22 protein-coding genes are annotated in these 21,882 nt (G+C 57.8%); 7 read left to right on the top strand and 15 right to left on the bottom strand.

The window, feature by feature from the left end:
* Positions 1 to 19 precede the first annotated feature (19 nt).
* Positions 20 to 1,084, top strand: coding sequence for a sugar ABC transporter substrate-binding protein (locus HP564_RS08840; RefSeq protein ID WP_371242171.1), 1,065 nt, complete (start codon positions 20 to 22; stop codon positions 1,082 to 1,084).
* 27 nt (positions 1,085 to 1,111) lie between these two features.
* Here the strand turns inward: HP564_RS08840 and HP564_RS08835 are convergent, their stop codons facing one another.
* From HP564_RS08835 to HP564_RS08810, 6 genes are all read right to left on the bottom strand, one after another.
* Complete coding sequence (locus HP564_RS08835) at positions 1,112 to 2,254, bottom strand: glycerate kinase (protein ID WP_371242169.1); 1,143 nt, start codon at positions 2,252 to 2,254, stop codon at positions 1,112 to 1,114.
* Between the two features lie 81 nt (positions 2,255 to 2,335).
* On the bottom strand, positions 2,336 to 3,220 hold the full coding sequence (gene garR / locus HP564_RS08830) for a 2-hydroxy-3-oxopropionate reductase (RefSeq protein ID WP_371242167.1): 885 nt from the start codon (positions 3,218 to 3,220) through the stop codon (positions 2,336 to 2,338).
* A gap of 19 nt (positions 3,221 to 3,239) precedes the next feature.
* Complete coding sequence (gene garL, locus HP564_RS08825; RefSeq protein WP_371242165.1) at positions 3,240 to 4,010, bottom strand: 2-dehydro-3-deoxyglucarate aldolase; 771 nt, start codon at positions 4,008 to 4,010, stop codon at positions 3,240 to 3,242.
* 45 nt (positions 4,011 to 4,055) lie between these two features.
* Positions 4,056 to 5,387 (bottom strand): glucarate dehydratase, encoded by a 1,332-nt coding sequence (gene gudD / locus HP564_RS08820; protein WP_371242163.1) that lies wholly within the window; start codon positions 5,385 to 5,387, stop codon positions 4,056 to 4,058.
* Between the two features lie 10 nt (positions 5,388 to 5,397).
* Positions 5,398 to 6,744 (bottom strand): enolase C-terminal domain-like protein, encoded by a 1,347-nt coding sequence (locus HP564_RS08815; protein ID WP_371242161.1) that lies wholly within the window; start codon positions 6,742 to 6,744, stop codon positions 5,398 to 5,400.
* Positions 6,745 to 6,753: 9 nt separating this feature from the next.
* Complete coding sequence (locus tag HP564_RS08810; RefSeq protein ID WP_371242159.1) at positions 6,754 to 8,100, bottom strand: MFS transporter; 1,347 nt, start codon at positions 8,098 to 8,100, stop codon at positions 6,754 to 6,756.
* Positions 8,101 to 8,606: 506 nt separating this feature from the next.
* On the opposite strand from HP564_RS08810, the gene garD reads away from it, so the two are divergent.
* Positions 8,607 to 10,166: a galactarate dehydratase gene (gene garD, locus HP564_RS08805; RefSeq protein ID WP_371242157.1), complete on the top strand. Its 1,560-nt coding sequence runs from the start codon at positions 8,607 to 8,609 to the stop codon at positions 10,164 to 10,166.
* Between the two features lie 41 nt (positions 10,167 to 10,207).
* On the opposite strand, the gene HP564_RS08800 is transcribed toward garD, so the two are convergent.
* The 4 genes from HP564_RS08800 to syd all read right to left on the bottom strand — a co-directional run bounded on the left by HP564_RS08800 (position 10,208) and on the right by syd (position 12,897).
* Positions 10,208 to 10,654: a flavodoxin gene (locus HP564_RS08800; protein WP_371242155.1), complete on the bottom strand. Its 447-nt coding sequence runs from the start codon at positions 10,652 to 10,654 to the stop codon at positions 10,208 to 10,210.
* Positions 10,655 to 10,665: 11 nt separating this feature from the next.
* The gene (gene truC, locus HP564_RS08795; RefSeq protein WP_371242153.1) at positions 10,666 to 11,442 is read right to left on the bottom strand and encodes a tRNA pseudouridine(65) synthase TruC; all 777 of its coding nucleotides are present in this window, start codon (positions 11,440 to 11,442) and stop codon (positions 10,666 to 10,668) included.
* On the bottom strand, positions 11,442 to 11,765 hold the full coding sequence (locus tag HP564_RS08790) for a YqcC family protein (protein ID WP_371242151.1): 324 nt from the start codon (positions 11,763 to 11,765) through the stop codon (positions 11,442 to 11,444). The genes truC and HP564_RS08790 overlap by 1 nt, the downstream gene beginning before the upstream one ends.
* 568 nt (positions 11,766 to 12,333) lie before the next feature.
* Complete coding sequence (syd, locus tag HP564_RS08785) at positions 12,334 to 12,897, bottom strand: SecY-interacting protein (protein WP_371242149.1); 564 nt, start codon at positions 12,895 to 12,897, stop codon at positions 12,334 to 12,336.
* Positions 12,898 to 12,961: 64 nt separating this feature from the next.
* On the opposite strand from syd, the gene queF reads away from it, so the two are divergent.
* The 3 genes from queF (at position 12,962) to xni (ending at position 16,156) form a co-directional block, all read left to right on the top strand.
* On the top strand, positions 12,962 to 13,807 hold the full coding sequence (gene queF, locus HP564_RS08780; protein ID WP_371242147.1) for an NADPH-dependent 7-cyano-7-deazaguanine reductase QueF: 846 nt from the start codon (positions 12,962 to 12,964) through the stop codon (positions 13,805 to 13,807).
* A 170-nt stretch (positions 13,808 to 13,977) separates the two neighbouring features.
* The gene (ppnN, locus tag HP564_RS08775; protein WP_371242145.1) at positions 13,978 to 15,339 is read left to right on the top strand and encodes a nucleotide 5'-monophosphate nucleosidase PpnN; all 1,362 of its coding nucleotides are present in this window, start codon (positions 13,978 to 13,980) and stop codon (positions 15,337 to 15,339) included.
* 40 nt (positions 15,340 to 15,379) lie between these two features.
* The gene (gene xni / locus HP564_RS08770; RefSeq protein ID WP_371242143.1) at positions 15,380 to 16,156 is read left to right on the top strand and encodes a flap endonuclease Xni; all 777 of its coding nucleotides are present in this window, start codon (positions 15,380 to 15,382) and stop codon (positions 16,154 to 16,156) included.
* 3 nt (positions 16,157 to 16,159) lie between these two features.
* On the opposite strand, the gene rlmM is transcribed toward xni, so the two are convergent.
* The 4 genes from rlmM to HP564_RS08750 form a co-directional block, all read right to left on the bottom strand.
* Positions 16,160 to 17,260 carry a 23S rRNA (cytidine(2498)-2'-O)-methyltransferase RlmM gene (gene rlmM / locus HP564_RS08765; protein ID WP_371242141.1) on the bottom strand — a complete coding sequence of 367 codons (1,101 nt, stop codon included), beginning with the start codon at positions 17,258 to 17,260 and terminating at the stop codon, positions 16,160 to 16,162.
* Complete coding sequence (locus HP564_RS08760) at positions 17,253 to 17,648, bottom strand: DUF423 domain-containing protein (RefSeq protein ID WP_371242139.1); 396 nt, start codon at positions 17,646 to 17,648, stop codon at positions 17,253 to 17,255. The genes rlmM and HP564_RS08760 overlap by 8 nt, the downstream gene beginning before the upstream one ends.
* Before the next feature lie 50 nt (positions 17,649 to 17,698).
* The gene (locus HP564_RS08755) at positions 17,699 to 18,616 is read right to left on the bottom strand and encodes a transcriptional regulator GcvA (protein ID WP_371242137.1); all 918 of its coding nucleotides are present in this window, start codon (positions 18,614 to 18,616) and stop codon (positions 17,699 to 17,701) included.
* Positions 18,617 to 18,966: 350 nt separating this feature from the next.
* Positions 18,967 to 19,188: a YgdI/YgdR family lipoprotein gene (locus HP564_RS08750; protein ID WP_371242135.1), complete on the bottom strand. Its 222-nt coding sequence runs from the start codon at positions 19,186 to 19,188 to the stop codon at positions 18,967 to 18,969.
* Between the two features lie 197 nt (positions 19,189 to 19,385).
* On the opposite strand from HP564_RS08750, the gene csdA reads away from it, so the two are divergent.
* Together csdA and csdE are read left to right on the top strand one after the other, a co-directional pair.
* Entirely contained in the window at positions 19,386 to 20,597 is a 1,212-nt protein-coding gene (csdA, locus tag HP564_RS08745; protein WP_371242133.1) for a cysteine desulfurase CsdA, read from the top strand.
* Entirely contained in the window at positions 20,597 to 21,049 is a 453-nt protein-coding gene (csdE, locus tag HP564_RS08740; RefSeq protein WP_371242131.1) for a cysteine desulfurase sulfur acceptor subunit CsdE, read from the top strand. The genes csdA and csdE overlap by 1 nt, the downstream gene beginning before the upstream one ends.
* Before the next feature lie 2 nt (positions 21,050 to 21,051).
* Here csdE and tcdA read toward each other — a convergent pair whose 3' ends face one another.
* On the bottom strand, positions 21,052 to 21,855 hold the full coding sequence (gene tcdA, locus HP564_RS08735) for a tRNA cyclic N6-threonylcarbamoyladenosine(37) synthase TcdA (protein WP_371242129.1): 804 nt from the start codon (positions 21,853 to 21,855) through the stop codon (positions 21,052 to 21,054).
* Positions 21,856 to 21,882: the final 27 nt, after the last annotated feature.

Genomic DNA, 21,882 nt, shown 5'->3' with positions numbered 1-21,882 from the left:
CTCACCTGGAAAAAAGAAAATGAAAAACCTGCCGTTTTCCCTGCTGGCCGTGAGCCTGCTCTCCGCCAGCGCCTTTGCCGATACAGTGGCCCCCGTGCCTGCTCCCATCGCCAGTCATGAAGGGCCGGTGCGCATCGCCGTGATCCGCAACTTAGGCTCCGATGACAATACCACGCAGTTTGTGGCGGGGGCGATTCAGGAAGGCCGCAAGCTGGGCTTTAAGGTCAGTACCTTCCTCAGCAACGGCGACGATGCGCGCTTCCAGGATTTCGTTAATCAGGCGATCAGCCAGAAGTATGACGGCATTATTCTCTCGCATGGTAAAGCGCCTTACGCCAGCGGTCTGGTGAAGCGCGTGGCTGACGCGGGCATCAAGGTGTCGGTGTTTGATACGCCGGTCGATACGCCGCTGCCTGGCGTGACCGTGACGGCTCAGGATGACGCCTCGCTGGCGCAGTCGTCACTCGGCCAGCTGATCAAAGACTTCAACGGCAAGGCCAGCATCGTCAAGCTGTGGGTTGCCGGCTTCCCGGCGATGGAGCGCCGTCAGGTGGTGTATGAAAAACTGCTGAAAGAGAACCCCGGCATCCATCAGCTGGAGTCTATCGGTGCCGTCTCGTCTGATGTTCAGGGCGATACCGCCAACAAGATTGGCGCGATTCTGGCGAAGTATCCGAAAGGCAAAATTGACGCTATCTGGGGGGCATGGGATGCGTTCAGCCAGGGCGCGTACAAAGCGCTACAGGAGAACGGCCGCACCGAAATCAAGCTCTACAGCATTGACGTCTCCAATCAGGATTTGCAGCTGATGCGTGAGAAGAACAGCCCGTGGGTGCAGACCGTGGCGGTCGATCCGAAGACCATCGGCGCAGTGAACATGCGGCTGGTGGCGAATAAGATCGCAGGCGAAACCACACCGGCAACCTATGACTTTAAGGGGGCATCCATCTCCCAGCAGCAGCTGAACAGCCAGCAAGGAGCGGTTAACGTGGCGTCACTGAACAAGATCGTGCCCGGCTGGGGCGGCAATAATGACTTCGTTGCTCCGTGGTTTGCGACGCTGGAAGCCAGAAACAAGAAGTAACCCATAAAGCGGCCAGCCGGTCGCTTTTTACTGCATTGAACCACCCATTTTGAGCGTCGCGGCGATATTCCTCGCCGCCAGCCGCAGATTCATCTCTGCGTTTGCCAGCGCCTCCTCCAGCGTACAAATGCTGTAAAGCACGCTGAATACCGCGTCGAGGCCGTGCTGATGCACCACGCCGACGTCCGCCGTCAGGCTGCCCGCAATGCCGATCACCGGTTTGTTGAACCGTCTGGCAACCCGGGCGACGCCAATCGGTACCTTGCCGTTGATGCTCTGGCTGTCGATGCGCCCCTCGCCGGTAATCACCAGCGTGGCGTCTTTAACCTGCTCCGCCAGCCCCAGCGCCTCGGTAACGATCTCAATACCGCGTCGCAGATCCGCCTGGCAGAAGGCGTGCAGCGCCGCGCCCATCCCGCCCGCCGCGCCGCCGCCGGGAATATGCAGCACGTCGATATCGAGATCGCGCTGAATAATCGACGCATAGTGCGCCAGCGCATTATCGAGCTGCGTGACCAGCTCCGGCGTTGCCCCTTTCTGCGGACCGAAAATGGCTGACGCGCCGTCACTGCCGGTTAAGGGATTGGTCACGTCACAGGCAACTTCAAAGCGACACTGACGTACGCGCGCATCCAGCCCCCCGATATCAATTCTGGCCAGTGCGGGCAGTGCGCCGCCGCCAAAGCCAATCTCGTTGCCCTGCGCATTCAACAGCTGTGCGCCGAGCGCCTGCATCATGCCCGCGCCGCCGTCGTTGGTAGCGCTGCCGCCGATGCCGATAATAATGTGCCCGACACCTTTATCCAGCGCGCTTTTAATCAGCTCACCGGTGCCATAGGAGGTGGTGATCAGCGGATCGCGCCGGGCAGCGGGCACCCGCTCCAGCCCGCTGGCGGCCGCCATTTCGATAAAGGCGGTGCGCGCGTCGCCGGAAAGGCCGTAAAAGGCCTCAACCGGCTCGCCGAGCGGTCCGGTCACGCGCAGATTGACAATCGTTCCCTCTGTTGCCGCCACCATCGCCTCTACCGTGCCTTCGCCACCGTCGGCAACCGGTATCTTCACATAGGTGGCATGCGGAAAAATTTCGCGGAATCCCGCTTCAATCGCCGATGCGACGCCCTGGGCGGATAAACTCTCTTTGTATGAATCCGGTGCGATTACGATTTTCATAGGCTGTCCGGGCGCTGTTAGTGAACGATTCATCATCCATGATGACGCCGTGCAGCGGCCGCAGCGGGCCGCCGCCAGACGTTAACGAGTTATCTCAACTTTCGCTAATTTTTCATAATAGCAGGCCAGGGCACTATGGTCGGCGTTACCCTGTCCGTCGTTGCGCAGCGCCTGCATCATCTCCATTACCGCAGCGGTCAGCGGAAGATGTGCGCCAATGCCGTGTGACGTGTCCAGCGCGTTCGCCAGATCCTTGATGTGCAGATCAATGCGGAAGCCTGGCCTGAAGTTGCGATCCAGCACCATTGGCGCTTTGGCATCCAGCACGGTACTGCCAGCCAGCCCGCCGCGGATCGCCTGATAAACCAGCTCCGGATTAACGCCCGCTTTGGTCGCCAGCGACAGCGCCTCTGACATCGCTGCGATATTAAGCGCCACGATCACCTGGTTCGCCAGCTTGGTGACGTTGCCCGCGCCAATATCGCCGGTGTGCACCACCGATCCCGCCATCGCCTTCATGATGTCGTAGCAGCGATCAAAAGTCTCTTTGTCGCCGCCCACCATCACGGAAAGCGTACCTTCAATCGCTTTCGGCTCGCCGCCGCTCACCGGCGCATCAAGCATTTTGATGCCCTTCTCTGCCAGCGCGTCATGCACCTCCCGGCTGGCGAGCGGCGCGATAGAACTCATATCAATGACGATCAGACCCGGCTTCGCGCCGTCGATAATGCCGTTTTCACCCAGGCAAACCTCTTTCACCTGCGGCGAGTTGGGCACCATGGTGATCACCACATCAACCTGCTCGGCCACCTCTTTCGGCGATTTTGCCACGGTGGCGCCCAGCGCGCTTAATTCCGCTTCGTTACTGGTGTTGTGATCGCGCACAACCAGAGAATAACCGGCTTTTACCAGGTTTTTACTCATCGGTTTGCCCATGATGCCGAGGCCGATAAATCCAATTTTCATTGCCTTTCTCCTTCGTCAGTTACTTCTTAAATTTGTCGCACAGCGCCTGAGTCGCGTTGCGGAAAACCCCCAGGTCGCTGCCCACGGCCACAAAGCTGGCGCCCCATTCGAGATAGCGGCGCGCGTCCGCTTCGACCGGCGCGAGAATGCCGCTCGGCTTGCCCGCCGCTTTGGCGCGATCGAAGACATGCCTGATTACCTTCAGCACCTCAGGGTGCGCAGGCTGGCCGAGATAGTCGAGCGCGGCGGAGAGATCGCCCGGCCCAACGAAGATGCCGTCGACGCCCTCTACCGCGGCGATGGCGTCGATATTGTCGACCGCCTGCTGGGTTTCAATCTGCACCAGCACCGTAATGTTGTCGTTCACCGTGCTGTTGTAGTCCGGTAGCGTGCCGTACATATTGCTGCGGTGCGACACTGAGACGCCGCGAATGCCCGCTGGTGGATAGCGCGTTGAGGCAACGGCGCGCATCGCCTCCTCTTCCGTCTCCACAAAGGGGATCAGAAAATGGTAAAAACCGATATCCAGCAGGCGTTTGATAATGACCGGCTCGTTGCAGGGGGGGCGCACCACCGGCGCGCTGGCGCTGCCCTTCAGCGCCATCAGCTGCGGCACAAAGGTGGTGATATCGTTGGGTGCATGTTCTCCGTCCAGCACCAGCCAGTCGAAACCGGCCAGGCCGAGCACTTCGGTAGTAATAGGGTTAGCCAGCGCACACCAGCTACCAATCAGGGTCTCACCTGCCAGCAGGCGACGGCGAAACGTGTTCGGCCAGGCTGTGTTACTCATTCTCTCTTCTCCTGTTACAACCGCTCCCCGCAGGGAGCCAAAAGGTTAGCGCACCAGGCACGGGCGTTTATTGTCGAAGGTCCAGTTCGGCACGAGGTACTGCATCGCCTGCGCATCGTCGCGCGCGCCCAGTCCATGTTTTTGATAGAGCGCGTTGGCCTGCATCACCTGGTCCATATCCAGTTCAACGCCCAGCCCCGGCTTTTGCGGCACCTGCACCATGCCGCCTTTGATTTGCAGCGGCTCTTTCGTCAGGCGCTGGTTGCCTTCCTGCCAGATCCAGTGGGTATCAATCGCGGTGATGGCACCCGGAGCCGCAGCGGCTACGTGGGTGAACATCGCCAGCGAGACGTCGAAATGGTTGTTGGAGTGTGAGCCCCAGGTCAGGCCAAAGTCGTGACACATCTGCGCCACGCGCACCGAGCCCTGCATGGTCCAGAAGTGCGGGTCGGCCAGCGGGATATCCACTGACTGAAGAGAGAGCGTATGGCCCATCTGACGCCAGTCGGTGGCGATCATATTGGTGGCGGTCGGTAAGCCGGTGGCGCGGCGGAACTCCGCCATCACCTCGCGGCCCGAGTAGCCCTGCTCAGCTCCGCACGGATCTTCCGCATAGGCCAGCACGCCCTTCAGCTGCTTGCCGAGCAGGATCGCCTCGTTAAGTGACCAGGCACCGTTGGGATCGAGCGTGATGCGCGCTTCAGGAAAGCGCTTCGCCAGCGCCGTCACCGCTTCCGCTTCTTCACCGCCGCGCAGTACGCCTCCCTTTAACTTGAAGTCGTTAAAGCCATATTTGTCGTAAGCCGCCTCGGCCAGGCGCACCACCGCCTCTGGCGTCAGCGCCTCTTCGTGGCGCAGGCGGTACCAGTCGCAGGCCTCATGCTCCTGGCTCTGATAAGGCAGCGCGGTTTTTTTACGGTCGCCCACGTAGAACAGGTAGCCCAGCATCTCGACGCGATCGCGCTGCTGGCCGTCACCCAGCAGCGTGGCGACGTTGACCTGCAAATGCTGCCCCAGCAGGTCAAGCAGCGCCGCTTCGATCCCGGTGACGACGTGAATGGTGGTGCGCAGGTCAAAGGTCTGGCTGCCGCGCCCCGATGAATCACGATCGGCGAAGGTGCTGCGTACCAGGCTGAGCACGTTTTTATACTCGCCCACCGTTTTACCGACCACCAGCGACGCCGCATCCTCCAGCGTCTGGCGAATCCGCTCACCGCCGGGAATTTCACCCACGCCGGTATGCCCCGCGTTGTCCTTGATAATCACAATATTGCGGGTAAAAAACGGCGCATGTGCGCCACTCAGGTTGAGCAACATGCTGTCGTAACCGGCAACCGGAATGACCTGCATTGCTGTGACTTTCGGTGTCGAACTCATTTCCTGCTCCTTACACTGTGGCGCGGCCAAATGCCGGGCGCTTGCGGTCAAATGTCCAACCGGGAATCAGATACTGCATCGCGGTAGCGTCATTACGCGCCCCTGCCGGCAGCGATTTAAAAAGATCGTGAGCCTGATGCACGCGCTCCCAGTCCAGCTCAACGCCAAGGCCGGGCGCATCAGGAACGGCAATTTTACCGTTGCGGATCTGCAGCGGTTCTCTGGTCAGGCGCTGGTTGCCCTCTTGCCAGATCCAGTGGGTATCGATGGCGGTCGGGTTGCCCGGTGCGGCAGCACCGACGTGGGTAAACATTGCCAGCGAGATATCGAAGTGGTTATTGGAGTGACAGCCCCAGGTGAGGCCCCAGTCGTCGCACAGCTGGGCCACACGCACTGCGCCGCTCAGCGTCCAGAAGTGCGGATCGGCCAGCGGAATATCGACCGCGTTAAGCATGACTGCATGGTTCATCTCGCGCCAGTTGGTGGCGATCATATTGGTCGCCACCGGCAGTCCGGTCGCGCGGCGAAACTCCGCCATCACTTCACGCCCGGAATAGCCTTGCTCCGCCCCGCAGGGATCTTCGGCATAGGTCAGCACCTCGCCCATGCCTTTACACAGGCGAATCGCCTCGTCCAGATGCCAGGCTCCGTTGGGATCGACGGTGATACGCGCCTCGGGGAAACGTCGCTTCAGCGCCACGGCAGACTCGATCTCCTGCTCGCCCGGCAGCACGCCGCCTTTAAGCTTAAAGTCCTTAAAGCCATATTTGTCCTGCGCCGCCTCAGCCAGGCGCACCACCGCTTCTGGCGTCAGCGCCTCCTGATGGCGCAGGTAATACCAGTCGTGACCGCCCTTTTCGCCACTCAGGTAGGGCAGATCGGTTTTGCGCCTGTCGCCTGTATAGAAGAGATAGCCCAGCACCGTGACTTCATCGCGCTGCTGGCCAGGGCCAAGCAGCTCCGCTACCGGTACGCCGAGACACTGACCGAGCAGGTCGAGCAGCGCCGCCTCCAGCGCCGCGACCGCGTTGACGCGCAGTTCAAAGGTCCATGCCCCGTTGCCGAAGGTCTCAAAATCAGCGCGCTGATTGCCCCTGTGCACCTGCTGCACCAGCCGGTTCATACGCGCCACCTGCTGGCCTTTCACCTGAGGAATCGCCTCAATCAGCGTCTGACAGATGGTGTCACCGCCCGGCGCTTCGCCTACGCCGGTATGGCCTGCGCTGTCGGTCAGCACCACAATATTGCGGGTAAAGCAGGCGTTATGTGCGCCGCCAATATTCAGCAGCATGCTGTCGTAGCCGGCAACCGGGATCACCTGCATATCGGTAATAACGGGCGTGCTTTGCGTGCTCATATTCTCTCCTTATGGCCGGTGCTTCAGTTCGACACGTTTGATATCGCCTGTAATCACCAGGAAGCTAAAGGCGGCGACAAACGCATGGATGCCGACATAAATGAGCGCGCCCTCAAATGAGCCGCTGGTGGCGATGATGTAGCCGATAGCGATAGGCGTCACAATGCCGGAGAAGTTGCCAAACATATTGAACAGGCCGCCACTGAGTCCGCTAATCTCTTTCGGCGCAGTATCCGCCATCACCGCCCAGCCCAGTGCGCCAATGCCTTTACCAAAGAAGGCGAGCGCCATGAACAGCACCACCACCCATTCGGTTTCGGTGTAGTTGCACATCACCATGCTAATCGAGAGCAACATACCGATGACGATAGGCGTTTTACGCGCAATATTGAGTGAGCCCGTTTTACGCATCAGGTAGTCAGAAATCACGCCACCCAACACGCCGCCCAGGAAGCCGCACACCGCTGGAACAGAGGCAATAAAGCCCGCTTTCAGAATCGACATGCCGCGCGCCTGCACCAGATAGACCGGGAACCAGGTTATAAAGAAGTAGGTCAAGGCATTTACACAGTACTGCCCGAGGTAGACGCCCCACATCATGCGCGTGGAGAGCAGCTGTTTGATCTGATACCACTTTTCATCCCAGCTTACTTTGCGCTCGGCTTTTTTTGCATCCATGTTGATTAGCGCGCCACCCTGCTCCATATACTCCAGTTCGGCCTTGTTGACGCCCGGATGGTCACTGGGATCGTGAATCACTTTCAGCCAGATAAAGCTCAGGATGATGCCAAGGCCCCCCATAAACCAGAACACATGTGCCCAGCCCACTTCCGACACCAGCCAGCCCATAATCGGCGCGAAGATCACCGTGGCGAAGTACTGTGCCGAGTTAAAGATGGCAACGGCGGTTCCGCGTTCCTGCGCCGGGAACCAGGCCGCCACAATGCGACTGTTACCGGGAAACGACGGGGCTTCAGCCAGGCCGACCATAAAGCGCAGGATAAACAGCGATACCACGATGCCATAGCCGCTGAATACATCGACAAAGCCTTGCAGCAGGGTAAAAAGCGACCAGAGAAAAATACTCCAGAAATAGACGCGTTTTGATCCAAAGCGGTCGAGCAGCCAGCCACCTGGGATCTGGCCGATAACATAGGCCCATGAAAATGCCGAGAAGATATAGCCCAGTCCGACGGCGTCGAGGCCAATGTCTTTTGACATAGCGGAGCCGGCAATCGAGATGGTGGCGCGGTCGCCGTAGTTGAACGAGGTGACGATAAACAGCATCACCACGATCCAGTAGCGGGCATTGGTGCGCTTCTGCACTGCTTCCGCTGTCTGGCTGTAACTATTCATGATGCACTCCTGAAATATAGCGTTCGCTACATTCGCTCTGACTGCATACACATCGCGTTGGGTATCAGAGAGAAGTTGGGTTAAACACGGCGATTTTTTATAGGGGCAAAGCGATAGTGCGTCGTGACGAATAACCTAACGTCGTATTACGGAAGCCAGTATAGGAATGCCGACAGGCGGTGACACTGGAAGAACGCCCGACAATTCTGACTGTTTAACGGCAATTATCTGGCAATTGCACACTCCACTGCGGCACGCTTCACGGAACCTGTTTTTTCAGGCGACAGGTGGTGGTTTATTGAGCAGAAAAAGGCGCGTTTGTGAGTCTCTTCACTTGCTTTTGGTAAAGCGAACCAAAAACCGATGATTTGAGCTCACAATGCCGGACAGTTGCACAATGTGGCAGGCGATCTGTCTTTATATACTGAGGCTGGCAAATCCGAAGTGCGTAAAGAACTCATGATAACGCGCCGCCATGTACGGTGCGCCTGACTGAAAGGTGAGCGATGAACAGAACCCTTAATGAGCCGCCGCTCTGTATCAAAGTCCATGAAGACGACAACGTCGCTATCGTGGTGAATAACCAGGGACTTCCGGCGGGCACCACGTTTCCAGATGGCCTGACGCTAACGGAACATGTTCCTCAGGGCCATAAAGTCGCGCTGTCGTCTATTGCGCAGGGTGAAGCCATTCGCCGCTACGGTGAAGTGATCGGCTATGCGCTGCGCGATGTTGCGCAGGGAAGCTGGATTGAAGAGTCGCTGGTGGGCCTGCCTGAGGCACCGCCGCTCGCCAGCCTGCCGCTCGCCACTCATGTCCCGCCCGCGCTGCCGCCACTGGAGGGCTACACCTTTGAAGGCTATCGCAACGCCGACGGCAGCGTCGGCACGCGCAATCTGCTTGGCATTACCACCAGCGTCCACTGCGTGGCGGGCGTAGTGGATTACGTGGTGCAGATGATCGAGCGCGATCTGCTGCCTCATTACCCCAACGTCGATGGCGTCGTGGCGCTAAACCATCTTTACGGCTGCGGCGTGGCGATTAACGCCCCGGCGGCGGTAGTGCCGATTCGCACCATCCATAATCTGGCGCTCAATCCTAACTTTGGCGGCGAGATTATGGTCGTCAGCCTGGGCTGTGAAAAGCTTCAGCCCGAGCGGTTACTGACCGGCACCGATGACGTGCAGGCGATCTCGCTGGATGAGCACGACATTGTGCGCCTGCAGGATGAACGCCACGTCGGCTTTGGCGCAATGGTAGCCGAGATTCTCAGCGTGGCGAAAAGACATCTTGAGCGCCTGAATCAGCGCCAGCGGGAAATCTGCCCCGCTTCCGATTTAGTTGTCGGCATGCAGTGCGGCGGCAGCGATGCCTTTTCCGGCGTGACCGCGAATCCCGCCGTAGGCTTCGCCTCCGACTTGCTGGTGCGCTGCGGGGCAACGGTGATGTTTTCAGAAGTGACCGAAGTCCGCGATGCCGTTCATCTGCTGACCCCACGCGTGATCGATGAAGAGGTGGGCAAGCGCTTGCTGGAAGAGATGGCGTGGTATGACGACTACCTTAATCAGGGCAAAACCGACCGCAGCGCCAACCCCTCGCCCGGTAATAAAAAAGGCGGCCTGGCAAACGTAGTGGAGAAAGCACTGGGATCGATCGCCAAGTCGGGCCGAAGCCCAATCGTCGAAGTATTGTCGCCAGGCCAGCGCCCAACGCGGCGTGGGTTGATTTATGCCGCCACGCCGGCCAGCGATTTTGTCTGCGGCACGCAGCAGATGGCGTCGGGAATTACGCTACAGGTTTTCACTACCGGGCGCGGCACGCCCTACGGTCTGGCGGCTATTCCGGTGATCAAAATGGCAACGCGTAATGCGCTGGCCGAGCGCTGGCACGACCTGATGGATATCAATGCCGGAACCATCGCTACGGGAGAAGAGACCATTGAGCAGGTGGGCTGGCGGCTTTTTGAGCTGATTCTGGCTATCGCCAGCGGGCGCCAGCAAACCTGGTCAGATCGCTGGGGTATTCGCAATCAGCTGGCGGTGTTTAACCCTGCGCCAGTGACCTGAACAGCCTGCGCTGCGCAGATAGTCGGCGCAGCGCAATGGCTTCAGAGCTGTTTGCCCCAGGCTTCCACCCAGGGCGAAGTCACCGACTCCGGTTCAGGATCCTCAGTCGCATCCACCAGCAGCACTTCGCCAACGCGCGTTGCATGCTGTTCCTGCAGCAGCGCGTCAAAACGCTTACCCGCTCCGCAAAAGTGGTCGTAGCTACTGTCGCCCAGCGCAATGACGCCGTAACGCAGTCCAGGCTGATAGCCTGCCTTATCGTTTATATCGCGATAAAGAGCCGCGATACTGTCCGGTAAATCACCCTGCCCGGTGGTCGAGGTAACGACCAGCACCACCTCGCTGCTGTAGCCTTGCCACTGCGCGAAGGTCGCATCGTCAAATACCGCAACCTCATGCCCCTGCGCCTGCAAAATCGGCTGCGCCTCTTCTGCAACTAACAGGGCGTTACCGTAAACCGTGCCTACAAAAATGCCAATCTTTGCCATGTGCCTGCTCCTTAAACGATAACGCTATCCTCGCCCGCCACGTCGGTAAACTCAAGCCCTGCGGCATCGAGCGCCTCCTGCCAGCCAAACGACTGCGCCAGCTGATGCCATACGCTGTCCAGCCCGGCACGGATCACCAGCGGCTCACCCGTAACCGGATGCGTCAGCGACAGGCTGCTGGCGTGCAGCATCAGGCGGTCGGCACCGAAATGCTGTGCTGCGCCACGGTTCTGACGGAGATCGCCATGCGTGGTATCCCCAATAATCGGATGACGCAGATGGGCCATATGACGCCGCAGCTGGTGCTTGCGTCCGGTATGGGGAGAGAGCTGCATCAGGCTATAGCGTGCACTCGGATAGCGACCAATCGCCACCGGCATTTCCGCCCAGGCCAGCGCCTGATAATCCGTTACTGCTGGCTGCGCCGTGCGCGCCTGAGTGGCAAACTTGTCAGCAATCTTGTCCAGCTCCTCTACCAGCGGATAGTCCAGCGTGCCGCTCTCCTGCAGCCAGCCACGCACCACAGCATGGTAGGTTTTTTTTATCTGATGGTTTTCAAACTGCTGCGCCAGAAGCCGTCCTGCCTCGCTGGATAATCCCATTAGCAGCACGCCAGACGTAGGTCGGTCGAGGCGGTGTGCGGTAAAAACGTGCTGGCCAATCTGGTCGCGCACGGTTTGCATTACCACCACTTTCTCTTTGCGGTCCAGCCAGCTGCGATGCACCAGCCAGCCAGCCGGTTTGTTAACGGCTACCAGCCATTCATCCTGATAGATAATCTCGAGCATCAGGCTGGATCGTCCATAAACAACGCGTCGAGCTGCGCCAGGCTGAGAAGGATCAGCGCATGGCCGGGCGTGCTAGAGGCGAGCGCCACTTCAAAATAGGGCGCGACGGCAAATTTTTGCGGCAGCGGCTGCCGGGCGGCGACTAGCTCCCGCATGCGCGGGATCAACACCCACTGAAGCCACTCAAGCGGTTCCAGCGTATCCAGGCAGAAAGGCTGGCTGCTGGCGAGCGCGCTGGCAGACGGCGGCGTCTCTTGCCAGTGATGATGGTCACGCAGCAGGGCTTCAAGCTGCTCCAGACGTTGTAAGAGTAAAGGCGTCATACGCTACCTCCAGCGAGCGGAAAATCGGGCGGCAAGCATATACCATCGCCAGACGCGCGCGCAAAAAAAGGGAGCACTGTGTTAACAGTGCTCCCGGTTCGTTTGCAGCTTTCCCGCTACGATGATGCTCCCTGCTCTTCCTTGACAACTTTTCCTGTGCGCCATCCTGCGCTTATCATCCTGATAACTCCATGGCTTCCAGGCCCGCCACACATCATGCGTGACTCTCATTCTCCTTCCTGGAGGTGTCCCTGTCTCGTTCCTGAGTGTCCTGCTTCTTCCTGAAGCCTTCCCTGTGACGTAAACTCCGTTACGTTCCTGCCTCCTGGCATGACGTCTCCGACGCTATCTTCAATCCTGAGGCTTCCTGCCAGTGCTTTTATTCTGGCAGAGACCGATGAATAAACAAGGTACTAAAAGATCTTACGCTCTTTTTTTACAGTCCAAAATTAGGATTAACGCCATTAAGTTAATGATTCACAATATCTTTACATTGCAGCCTTCTGGATGTCTTTTCGCAGAGATGCCAATCTCTTACACACTGTGTGAGAGATATCTCACAAACATGCTAGCCATTATCTGCAAGCGAGCCAGTAACCGGTTGTAAATTAGTAAGAAAAATCTCAAGGTTTTCCGCCAGAACCGTACGACTTTTCGTACCAGGCTGTTCAAGAATAATTTCGCCCGTCAGGTTACAGAGCGAAATAATTTCCTGCTCTGAGGCCGTGGCGGCAATAAACAGCGTTGGCGTCTGCTTCAGGCGTCGCTTCATAACCAGGTGCCCTATCAGGTTCTCCTGCAACCGCAGAAAATCCTCTTCGCTCCAGACCTGCAGTAGCGTGAGTTCCTGCTGTTCAAAGCGCGCCGTCATATCGCCCGCAAACTGCGTGGTGTAGAGCGCCGTTAACGCCTCCTGTAGCGTAATATCCAGCGCGCGCTCTACGGCTTCCAGCGTGGCGGGCAGCGTAAAAGGCTGCGGCTGCCACCAGACCTCATCAGGCTGAGTCGCCACGATACAGGGAGAGGGCACTCCTGCCAGCGCCTGGCTGGCTGGTGCATGTCCCGTGCGCCGCTGCCAGCTATCGCAATATCGGGTAGTAAAATCGTGCAGGGCATCCCTGGTCTGTTGCATCACTCTTTTTCTCACGTCTGATGGGTTACACTTATCCACTTTGTCTTGTCTCACGGTAACCGTTATGTCTTTATATGAAAAGAATCAGGCGCTGAGTAACCTGACTCTGGGCAAACCCACAGCCTACCACGATCGCTACGATGCTGGCCTGTTACAGGCCGTACCGCGTAGCCTGAACCGCACGCCGCTGGGACTGATGCCAGAGTCGCTGCCGTTCATCGGCGCAGACATCTGGACGCTGTATGAGCTCTCCTGGCTTAACAGCAAAGGGGTTCCGCAGGTTGCTCTGGGTGAAGTCGTACTCAATGCCACCAGCGAGCATCTTATCGAGTCGAAGAGCTTTAAGCTCTACCTTAACAGCTTCAACCAGACCCGCTTTGCCGACTGGGGCGACGTTCGCCAGACGCTGGAGCGCGATCTCAGCGCCTGTGCGCAGGGTGAGGTCAGCGTGGCGCTGTTTCGCCTGAGTGAGATTGAAGGCCAGCCGATCGGTCAGTTTAGCGGTTACTGCATTGACGAGCAGGATATTGAGATTACCGACTACAGCTTTAACGCTGACTATCTGAGAGGGGCGGCAGGCAACGAGGTTGTTGAAGAGACGCTGGTCAGCCATCTGCTGAAATCTAACTGTCTGATCACCAACCAGCCTGACTGGGGATCGGTGATGATCCGCTATAAAGGCCCACGCATCGATCGCGAGGCGCTGCTGCGCTACCTGATCTCCTTCCGCCAGCACAATGAGTTTCACGAGCAGTGCGTCGAACGCATTTTTAATGACGTTCTGCGCTTCTGCCAGCCAGAGCAGCTTACGGTTTATGCGCGCTATACACGCCGCGGCGGCCTGGATATTAACCCATGGCGCAGCAACGTTGCCTATACGCCAGGGTTTTCTCGTCTGGTGCGCCAGTAGCTTTGCGAGGCTTCTCGCAGCCTGCACGCCAGGCGCCGTGTTTCGCTTGAGCATTCCCGGTCGACAAGGCTAATCTGGTGGCGGCGGTAATCAGAGGATTGTCGACCAGGGATTTTCGCCACCGCAGTTGCGGTGTCATTAGCCACCCAGGCGGGTGTAACGGAGTTCATTTGATTACGCATATCAGCCCACTCGGCTCGATGGATCTGTTGTCTCAGCTGGAAGTCGACATGCTGAAGCGCACGGCAAGCAGCGATCTCTACCAGTTGTTCCGTAACTGCTCGCTCGCCGTGCTTAATTCGGGCAGCCAGACTGACAGTAGTCACGAACTACTTTCCCGCTTTGAAGATTTTGACATTAACGTTTTGCGTCGCGAACGCGGCGTAAAGCTGGAACTTATTAATCCGCCAGAAGAGGCGTTTGTCGACGGCAGGATTATTCGCTCGCTACAGGCCAACCTGTTTGCCGTACTGCGCGATATCCTTTTCGTTAACGGCCAGCTGTCAATTGCAGGCATGCAGGAGGCCGCACCGGAAGATTCGGCGCACATCACTAATCAGGTTTTCTCTATTTTGCGCAACGCTCGCGCGCTGCATATTGGCGAATACCCTAACACCGTGGTCTGCTGGGGTGGACACTCCATCAATGCAGTGGAGTACCAGTATTGCCGCAACGTCGGAACGCAGCTTGGCCTGCGTGAGCTGAACATCTGCACCGGCTGTGGGCCCGGCGTGATGGAAGCGCCAATGAAAGGCGCAGCGGTAGGTCATGCGCAGCAGCGCTACCGCGACAGCCGCTTTATCGGCCTGACTGAACCGTCGATTATCGCTGCGGAGCCGCCGAATCCGTTAGTGAATGAGCTGATCATCATGCCGGATATCGAAAAACGTCTTGAAGCTTTTGTGCGTATCGCACACGGCATCATTATTTTCCCCGGTGGCGTCGGCACGGCAGAAGAGTTGCTCTATCTGCTGGGCATTATGATGAACCCGCAGAACCAGGACCAGGTGCTGCCGCTGATCCTGACCGGCCCGCAAGAGAGCGCTGACTATTTTCACGTGCTGGATGACTTTATCGTCAATACGCTGGGCGAAGCAGCGCGTAAGCACTATAAAATCATCATCGACGATGCGGCAGAAGTGGCGCGCCTGATGAAGAAAGCGATGCCCCAGGTGAAAGAGTACCGCCGCGAAACGGGCGACGCCTACAGCTTTAACTGGTCGATCCGCATCTCGTCAGACCTGCAGAAGCCCTTCCATCCGACCCATGAAAACATGGCGAACCTCAATCTGTACACCAGTCAGCCTGCGGAGCAGCTGGCGGCCGATCTGCGCCGTGCCTTCTCCGGCATCGTGGCGGGTAACGTTAAAGAGGTAGGTATTCGTGAGATTCGCGAAAAGGGGCCCTATAAGCTGCATGGTGAACCCGAGATCATGCGCCGCATGGATGAGCTGCTACAGGGATTTGTTGCCCAGCACCGTATGAAACTGCCGGGCACCGCCTATATTCCCTGCTACGAAATTATCAAATAACCTGCAAGGAAGGCAGCCCGCGTGGGCTGCCGTTTAGCTTATGTCATTTCACCTTCTTATCGTCGACGCCCTTAATCTGATACGCCGTCTGCACGCCGTCCAGGGTTCCCCTTGCGTCGAAGGTTGCGTGTCTGCGCTGCGCCAGCTGTTGGGGCATACTCAACCGACGCATGTCGTCGCGGTCTTCGACAGCGAGCAGCGTCATCAGGGCTGGCGTCACCAGCTGCTGCCAGACTATAAAAGTGGTCGCCCGCCAATGCCTGATGAATTGCACGCGGAGATGCCTCTGCTTCAGGAGGCGTTTCGCCAGGCGGGGGTCAGCTGCTGGATTGCCGACACTGACGAGGCGGACGATCTGGCTGCCACGCTGGCGGTAAAAATGGCGCAGGCGGGCCATCAGGCAACGATTGTCTCAACGGACAAAGGCTACTGCCAGCTGCTCGCGCCGCAGATCCGCATCCGCGACTATTTTCAGAAGCGCTGGCTGGACCTGCCTTTTATCGAGAGCGAATTCGGTGTGCCGCCGGAGCGACTGCCCGATTACTGGGGATTATGCGGCATCAGCAGCAGTAAAATTCCCGGCGTCGCGGGCATCGGCCCGAAAAGTGCGAAAACGCTGCTGCAAACCTTTGGCTCACTGGAGACGGTTTATCAGCAGCTCGATCGGGTGCCGGAAAAATGGCGGAAAAAACTGGCGGCTGGAGAGGTGTCGGCCCGCATTAGCCGACAGGTTGCCACGTTGAAGCAGGATCTGGAGTTAAGAGGAAATCTGAAAGCACTGCGCTATGAAGGTCAGGCGTCGCAACACCCGACCTGAAGCTTAGCGCTCGTCGCGGCGGCCAGGAATAGCGCCCCAGATGCGGCGAACGTGAACGGTAACCTCTTCACGATCGTGATAGAGCTGGCGGGCGCGGATCTGGGCATTGATGCCCTGCGCCTTCAGCGCCTCATCCATCATCGCCAGGTTTTGCGTCACCTCTTCGTAGCGCTTTTTCATTGGCAGTTTAAGGTTGAAGATCGCCTCGCGACACCAGCCGTTAACCAGCCATTCGGTCATCAGGTTAGCAACACGTACCGGCTTCTCTACCATGTCGCACACCAGCCAGTCGTTATTGTTGCGCGTCGGGCGGAACTTAAAACCGTCTTCGCGACAGTGCGTGACCTGCCCGGTCTCCATCAGACTCGGTGCCATTGGGCCGTTGTCTACCGCCGACACCCACATGCTGCGCTTCACCAGCTGATAGGTCCAGCCGCCAGGACAGGCACCCAAATCTACCGCATGCATCCCTCCCGCCAGACGCTCATCCCACTCATCAGCAGGGATAAAAACGTGAAACGCCTCTTCCAGCTTTAGCGTAGAGCGGCTCGGCGCATCGGCCGGGAACTTCAGGCGCGGAATGCCCATATAGAACGGTGAGTTGTTGCCAGTGAAAGAGTAACCCACGTAGCAGGCGCCGGGCGCGATAAAAAAGACGTGCACCACCGGGCGCTTTGGGCTTTCGTAATTAAGCAGGATGCCCGCCTCGCGCAGGCTGGCGCGCAGCGGCACGGTAAACTTGCGGCAGAACTTTGTCAGCTCTTTTGCTTCATTGGTATCCGGCACCTCGACGCGGAGTTCACCGCCCTTTTCTACCACGCCGGAGAGCATGCCAATAATCGGCTCAATGCGATTGTCCGGCGGCAGATCCTTCAGCAGCTCACCTACCACCAGCATCTGGCGGGCAAAAATCAGCGTATCAAACGGCAGTTCGCGCACGAGGCGATCCGCATCTTCATGCTGATAGCACTCAAACAACACGTAGCCGCTGTTCTCTTTCACCCGCGGAAAACCGTAAACCTCGCGCTCGGCGGCGCTGGCGGCGATTTCGGCCGCACACTCTTTTTCAAAACCAGGACGGCAATAGAGTAAAACTTTATTCATGGCGATCTGCCTTTCGTTTCAGACGCAGCGCGCCAATCAACATCAGAAACCAGCCGACCAGGAAACAGAGCCCGCCGACCGGCGTAACAAAAACCCAAAACCTCAGATGCGACAGCGCCAGACAATAGAGGCTGCCGCTAAACAGCACGATACCCAGGGCAAGAAACGCACTGCTCCAGTAAAACCAGAGATTAGCGCGGCGCAGCATCGCCGCGCCCAGCCCAATCACCGCCAGCGTGTGGTACGCCTGATACTCCAGCCCGGTATGTACCCAGGCCATTTCGGTCGGGCCAAGCGAGCCGCTTAAAACATGGGCACCAAAAGCGCCAAAGGCGACCAGCAAAAAGCCGCTGATGGCGGCAAAAATAAACATGGCACGACTGGACATCTCACTATCCTCAAGGTGCATCTGTACTTCACTCTACAGAAATCAATTAGTTAATGATCGTAGCGAAAGCGGAATTTTTCTTGTTCGCTGGCGGCTTTCGCGAGGATCCACTGCCGAAAGGCGGCTATTTTACCCAGTTCTGCCTGACTGTCATGACAAACCAGATAAAAAGCATTTTTACTGACTAACACATCGTTGAACGGACAGATTAACCGTCCCGCCTCAATCTCACTCTGCGCCATCACATTATTCGCCAGCGCCACGCCCTGGCCGTGGATCGCCGCCTGCAACACCATGGCGCTGTGGCTGAAGATCGGCCCCTGCTGCACATTAATGTGCTGCAAGCCTAGCTGACGAATGTAGGATTGCCAGTCACGCCGCGAAGCGTCGTGCAACAGCGTGAAGCGTGACAAATCCATTGGCGTTTTCAACGGGTTATCTCCAGTCATCAGCACAGGAGAGCAGACCGGGAGCAGATATTCGGCATAGAGTTTTTCAACGCGCAGGCCTGGCCAGTTGCCACGGCCATAGAAGATCGCCACATCAACATCATCAGCCAGCTTCTCTTCGTCGCGATCCACGGCCTGGATACGCACGTCAATGCCCGGATAAGCTGTATTAAAGCTGGAAAGACGGGGTACCAGCCACTGTATAGCAAAACTGGGCAGCAGGCTGACGGTTAAGGCGCCCTTAGCGCTCCGCGCCTGAAGCTTACGCGTGGCGTCATTGAGCGCGGTAAAAATCTCTTTAATATCGAGATAGTAACTTTGCCCCTCTTCCGTGAGCAAAAGCGAACGATTCCTCCGACGAAACAGCTTTAACCCGAGAAAATCTTCCAGAGATTTAATCTGATGGCTTACAGCTGCCTGGGTCACAAAAAGCTCTTCGGCGGCTTTGGTAAAGCTAAGATGGCGCGCCGCGGCGTCAAAGACGCGGAGGGCATTAAGTGGAGGAAGGCGTTTTGACATGTTTATCAGTGCTCGGATCGAGGGCAAAGCATGTAAGCTAATAACCACTGCTCACATATTAGTTTTAGTAATCCGAGGCATTATAAATTGTCCGTTGAGGAAGCTCCAGCAAATACCTATAGTTGCCGCACTTCCTGAGCCGGAACGAAAAGATTTCAGGATTTGTGAGTGAGTTCGCAGATTTCCGGAAAGCTTTTGGCTTGTGGTCGTGATGTTGTGTTTGCATTTTGATCTGCCGATTGCAGATCAGACTTTTAATTCCTGTAGATTTACCCTGTCTGTCCATAGTGATTTTGAATAGCACCGCAAATTGCGGTGCTTTTTTTTGCCTGCAATATGCGGTTTGCCGCTTACTGCATCTCTACCATCTCTTTGACGTCCGCGCGGTTGATCTGCTGCTTGTTGCCGTTAGCATCTTTATAGCTGATCATACCGGTATCACTGTCGACTGATGGCTTGCCTTCAGAAACAATGGTGCGACCATCGTTGGTATGCATGACATAATTGCTTGAACACGCGGCCAGGGTAAAAGCCATTGTGCAGATGGCCAGTACAGCTGAAAGTTTTTTCATTTTCTATCTCCTTGTAGAGTGATTGCATCAAACCACCCGCTTTCGCTGACCGGTAGTCAAATCGACTAAAGAAGGTTGCTCATTATGCGGGTTTTGGTTTAAACCTTGCCTTAATCAGCATAACGCGCTTTTACAGCTTTGCCAGGAGAGAGCCAGGCTTTTGATATGGACCTATTTATTTGTATGACGAGCCGCGCATGACCGCATTCAACCCCACGGCCTTCCGCCAGCAGTTTCCCGCACTGAGCGATGCCGGTGTCTATCTCGACAGCGCCGCCACGACGCTTAAACCCCGGATAGTGATTGATACGGCTGAACAGTTTTACAGCCTGAGCGCGGGCACGGTGCACCGTAGCCAGTATGGTGCGGCGCGTCAGCTGACGGAGCGTTACGAACAGGCGCGCCATCAGGTGGCGCGATTGCTGAATGCCGCCGATGACCACCAGATCGTCTGGACACGCGGCACCACGGAAGCGATTAATCTGGTCGCCAACAGCTGGCTGCTGCCGCGCCTGCGGGCCGGCGACGAAATTGTCGTCAGCGAGGCGGAACACCACGCGAATCTGGTGCCATGGCTGATGGCGGCGCAGGCGCGCGGAGCAAAAGTGGTGAAGTGGCCCATTGGTGCTGATTATCTGCCCGATATCAGCCTGCTGCCCACGCTGCTGAATGCCCGTACCCGGCTGCTGGCGATTGGCCAGATGTCCAATGTGACCGGCGGCTGTCCGGATCTGGCGCAGGCGATTGCACTGGCCCACGGCGTGGGCGCAAAGGTGATGGTTGACGGCGCGCAGGGTGTGGCGCACTGCCCGCCCGACGTGCAGGCGCTGAACATCGATTTTTACGCCTTCTCCGCGCATAAGCTGTATGGCCCGATGGGTATTGGTGCGCTCTATGGCAAAGCTGACCTGCTCGAGGAGATGGTTCCCTGGCAGGGCGGCGGCAAAATGGTGACGCAGGTCGACTTCACCGGCTATACCCCGCAGCCGGTGCCCTGGCGCTTTGAAGCCGGAACGCCCAACGTAGCGGGTGTCGTCGGACTCAGCGCCGCGCTCAGCTGGCTGGAACAGCATGACCAGTTGAAGGCAGAGATGTGGAGCCAGCAGCTTGCCAGCCTGGCGGAAGAACAGCTGGGCGAATTTCCTGGTTTCCGCAGCTATCGCGCAGGAAGATCGAGCGTGCTGGCGTTTGATTTTGAAGGCGTCCACCACAGCGACATCGTGACGCTGCTGGCTGAACAGGGTATTGCGCTACGCGCAGGTCAGCACTGTGCCCAGCCGCTGATGGCAGCACTGGGCGTGAGCGGCACGCTGCGCGTCTCTTTCGCCCCCTATAATAATTTGCAGGATGTCGATGCGCTGACGCGTGCCGTCTATACCGCGCTCGACCTGTTATCGGAGGAAGAATGATGAGTCAGACCCTGGCTGGCCCGCACCCTTTTGGCGACGTGATTACGCTGGATAGCCTGAAAGAGAAATTTTCCCACTTTCAGCAGTGGGAAGATCGTTACCGCCAGCTGATCCAGCTCAGCCGCCAGCTCCCTGCGCTGCCTGAGGATCTGAAAACCGCCAGCATTGAGCTGAGCGGCTGTGAAAACCGCGTCTGGCTCAGCAGTCAGATGCGCCACGACGGCACGCTGCATTTTTATGGTGACAGCGAGGGCCGTATCGTGCGCGGCCTGCTGGCGGTGCTGCTCACCGCCGTGGAAGGGCAAACGCCGCAGGCACTGCTGGCGAGCGATCCGCTCCGGCTGTTTGACGAACTGGGCCTGCGCGCGCAGCTCAGCGCCTCACGCAGCAGCGGGCTGAAAGCGCTGGCAGACGCGGTGCATCAGCAGGCTGCGCACGCGGCACAGCCCTGATCTCAGGCTGCCTGACGCGCGGCGCGCGCCAGAAACTTCTTCAGCGCATGGGAGACCGCCACAAAGCCAAAGGTGGCGGTCACCATCGTGGCCGCACCAAATCCCGCTTCACAATCCATTCTTTTTGGACCTTCAGCTGTGCTGCGTGCGGCGCAGACGCTGCCGTCTGGTTGCGGATACATCAGTGCTTCGGTTGAGAAAACGCAGTCGATGCCCAGCTTGCCTTTGCTGTTCTTCACCACGCCGAGCGACTTTAGCCGCTCGCGCAGTTTTGCCGCCAGCGGATCCTGGATGGTCCTGGCCAGATCGGCAACCTGGATCTGCGTGGGATCGATCTGACCGCCTGCGCCACCGGTCGTGATCAGTGGGATCTTGTTGCGGCGACACCAGGCAATCAGCGCCGCTTTAGGTCGTACGCTGTCAATAGCGTCAATTACATAGTCAAAGCCTGCGGCCATCAGCTCCGCCGTATTGTCTGGCGTGATGAAATCATCGATGCAGATGACTTCGCAGTCGGGGTTGATGGCGCGCAGGCGCTCAGCCATCACCTCGGTTTTTGCCTTACCAACGTTGCCGGTCAGCGCATGAATCTGACGATTGGTATTGGTGATGCAGACATCGTCCATATCAATCAGGGTAATCTTGCCGATGCCGGTGCGTACCAGCGCTTCAGCCGCCCAGGAGCCGACGCCGCCAATGCCAATCACGCAAAAATGTGCCGCGGCGAAACGCGCCAGTGCATCCTGCCCATAGAGGCGCGCCGTGCCGCCAAAACGCTGACGCCAGGCGTCGTTAACCACACTCATAAATAACCTTGTGACATCATGCGGGCC

Source organism: Pantoea sp. KPR_PJ (genome assembly GCF_041386365.1).
GTDB lineage: Bacteria > Pseudomonadota > Gammaproteobacteria > Enterobacterales > Enterobacteriaceae > Pantoea.
Note: the sequence above shows the minus strand (reverse complement) of the source record. Positions and strands in the feature narration are given on the sequence as shown.

Excerpts from the sequence above, each read along its gene's own strand:
- csdE (WP_371242131.1), top strand. The coding sequence starts at position 20,597 with ATGAGTCAGACCCTGGCTGGCCCGCACCCTTTTGGCGACGTGATTACG.
- gudD (WP_371242163.1), bottom strand. The coding sequence starts at position 5,387 with ATGAGTTCGACACCGAAAGTCACAGCAATGCAGGTCATTCCGGTTGCC.
- HP564_RS08750 (WP_371242135.1), bottom strand. The coding sequence starts at position 19,188 with ATGAAAAAACTTTCAGCTGTACTGGCCATCTGCACAATGGCTTTTACC.
- HP564_RS08755 (WP_371242137.1), bottom strand. The coding sequence starts at position 18,616 with ATGTCAAAACGCCTTCCTCCACTTAATGCCCTCCGCGTCTTTGACGCC.
- garR (WP_371242167.1), bottom strand. The coding sequence starts at position 3,220 with ATGAAAATTGGATTTATCGGCCTCGGCATCATGGGCAAACCGATGAGT.
- csdA (WP_371242133.1), top strand. The coding sequence starts at position 19,386 with ATGACCGCATTCAACCCCACGGCCTTCCGCCAGCAGTTTCCCGCACTG.
- truC (WP_371242153.1), bottom strand. The coding sequence starts at position 11,442 with ATGCTCGAGATTATCTATCAGGATGAATGGCTGGTAGCCGTTAACAAA.
- HP564_RS08800 (WP_371242155.1), bottom strand. The coding sequence starts at position 10,654 with ATGGCAAAGATTGGCATTTTTGTAGGCACGGTTTACGGTAACGCCCTG.
- xni (WP_371242143.1), top strand. The coding sequence starts at position 15,380 with ATGTCATTTCACCTTCTTATCGTCGACGCCCTTAATCTGATACGCCGT.
- HP564_RS08790 (WP_371242151.1), bottom strand. The coding sequence starts at position 11,765 with ATGACGCCTTTACTCTTACAACGTCTGGAGCAGCTTGAAGCCCTGCTG.
- garD (WP_371242157.1), top strand. The coding sequence starts at position 8,607 with ATGAACAGAACCCTTAATGAGCCGCCGCTCTGTATCAAAGTCCATGAA.
- HP564_RS08760 (WP_371242139.1), bottom strand. The coding sequence starts at position 17,648 with ATGTCCAGTCGTGCCATGTTTATTTTTGCCGCCATCAGCGGCTTTTTG.
- tcdA (WP_371242129.1), bottom strand. The coding sequence starts at position 21,855 with ATGAGTGTGGTTAACGACGCCTGGCGTCAGCGTTTTGGCGGCACGGCG.
- queF (WP_371242147.1), top strand. The coding sequence starts at position 12,962 with ATGTCTTTATATGAAAAGAATCAGGCGCTGAGTAACCTGACTCTGGGC.
- syd (WP_371242149.1), bottom strand. The coding sequence starts at position 12,897 with ATGCAACAGACCAGGGATGCCCTGCACGATTTTACTACCCGATATTGC.
- HP564_RS08835 (WP_371242169.1), bottom strand. The coding sequence starts at position 2,254 with ATGAAAATCGTAATCGCACCGGATTCATACAAAGAGAGTTTATCCGCC.
- HP564_RS08810 (WP_371242159.1), bottom strand. The coding sequence starts at position 8,100 with ATGAATAGTTACAGCCAGACAGCGGAAGCAGTGCAGAAGCGCACCAAT.
- garL (WP_371242165.1), bottom strand. The coding sequence starts at position 4,010 with ATGAGTAACACAGCCTGGCCGAACACGTTTCGCCGTCGCCTGCTGGCA.
- rlmM (WP_371242141.1), bottom strand. The coding sequence starts at position 17,260 with ATGAATAAAGTTTTACTCTATTGCCGTCCTGGTTTTGAAAAAGAGTGT.
- HP564_RS08815 (WP_371242161.1), bottom strand. The coding sequence starts at position 6,744 with ATGAGCACGCAAAGCACGCCCGTTATTACCGATATGCAGGTGATCCCG.
- HP564_RS08840 (WP_371242171.1), top strand. The coding sequence starts at position 20 with ATGAAAAACCTGCCGTTTTCCCTGCTGGCCGTGAGCCTGCTCTCCGCC.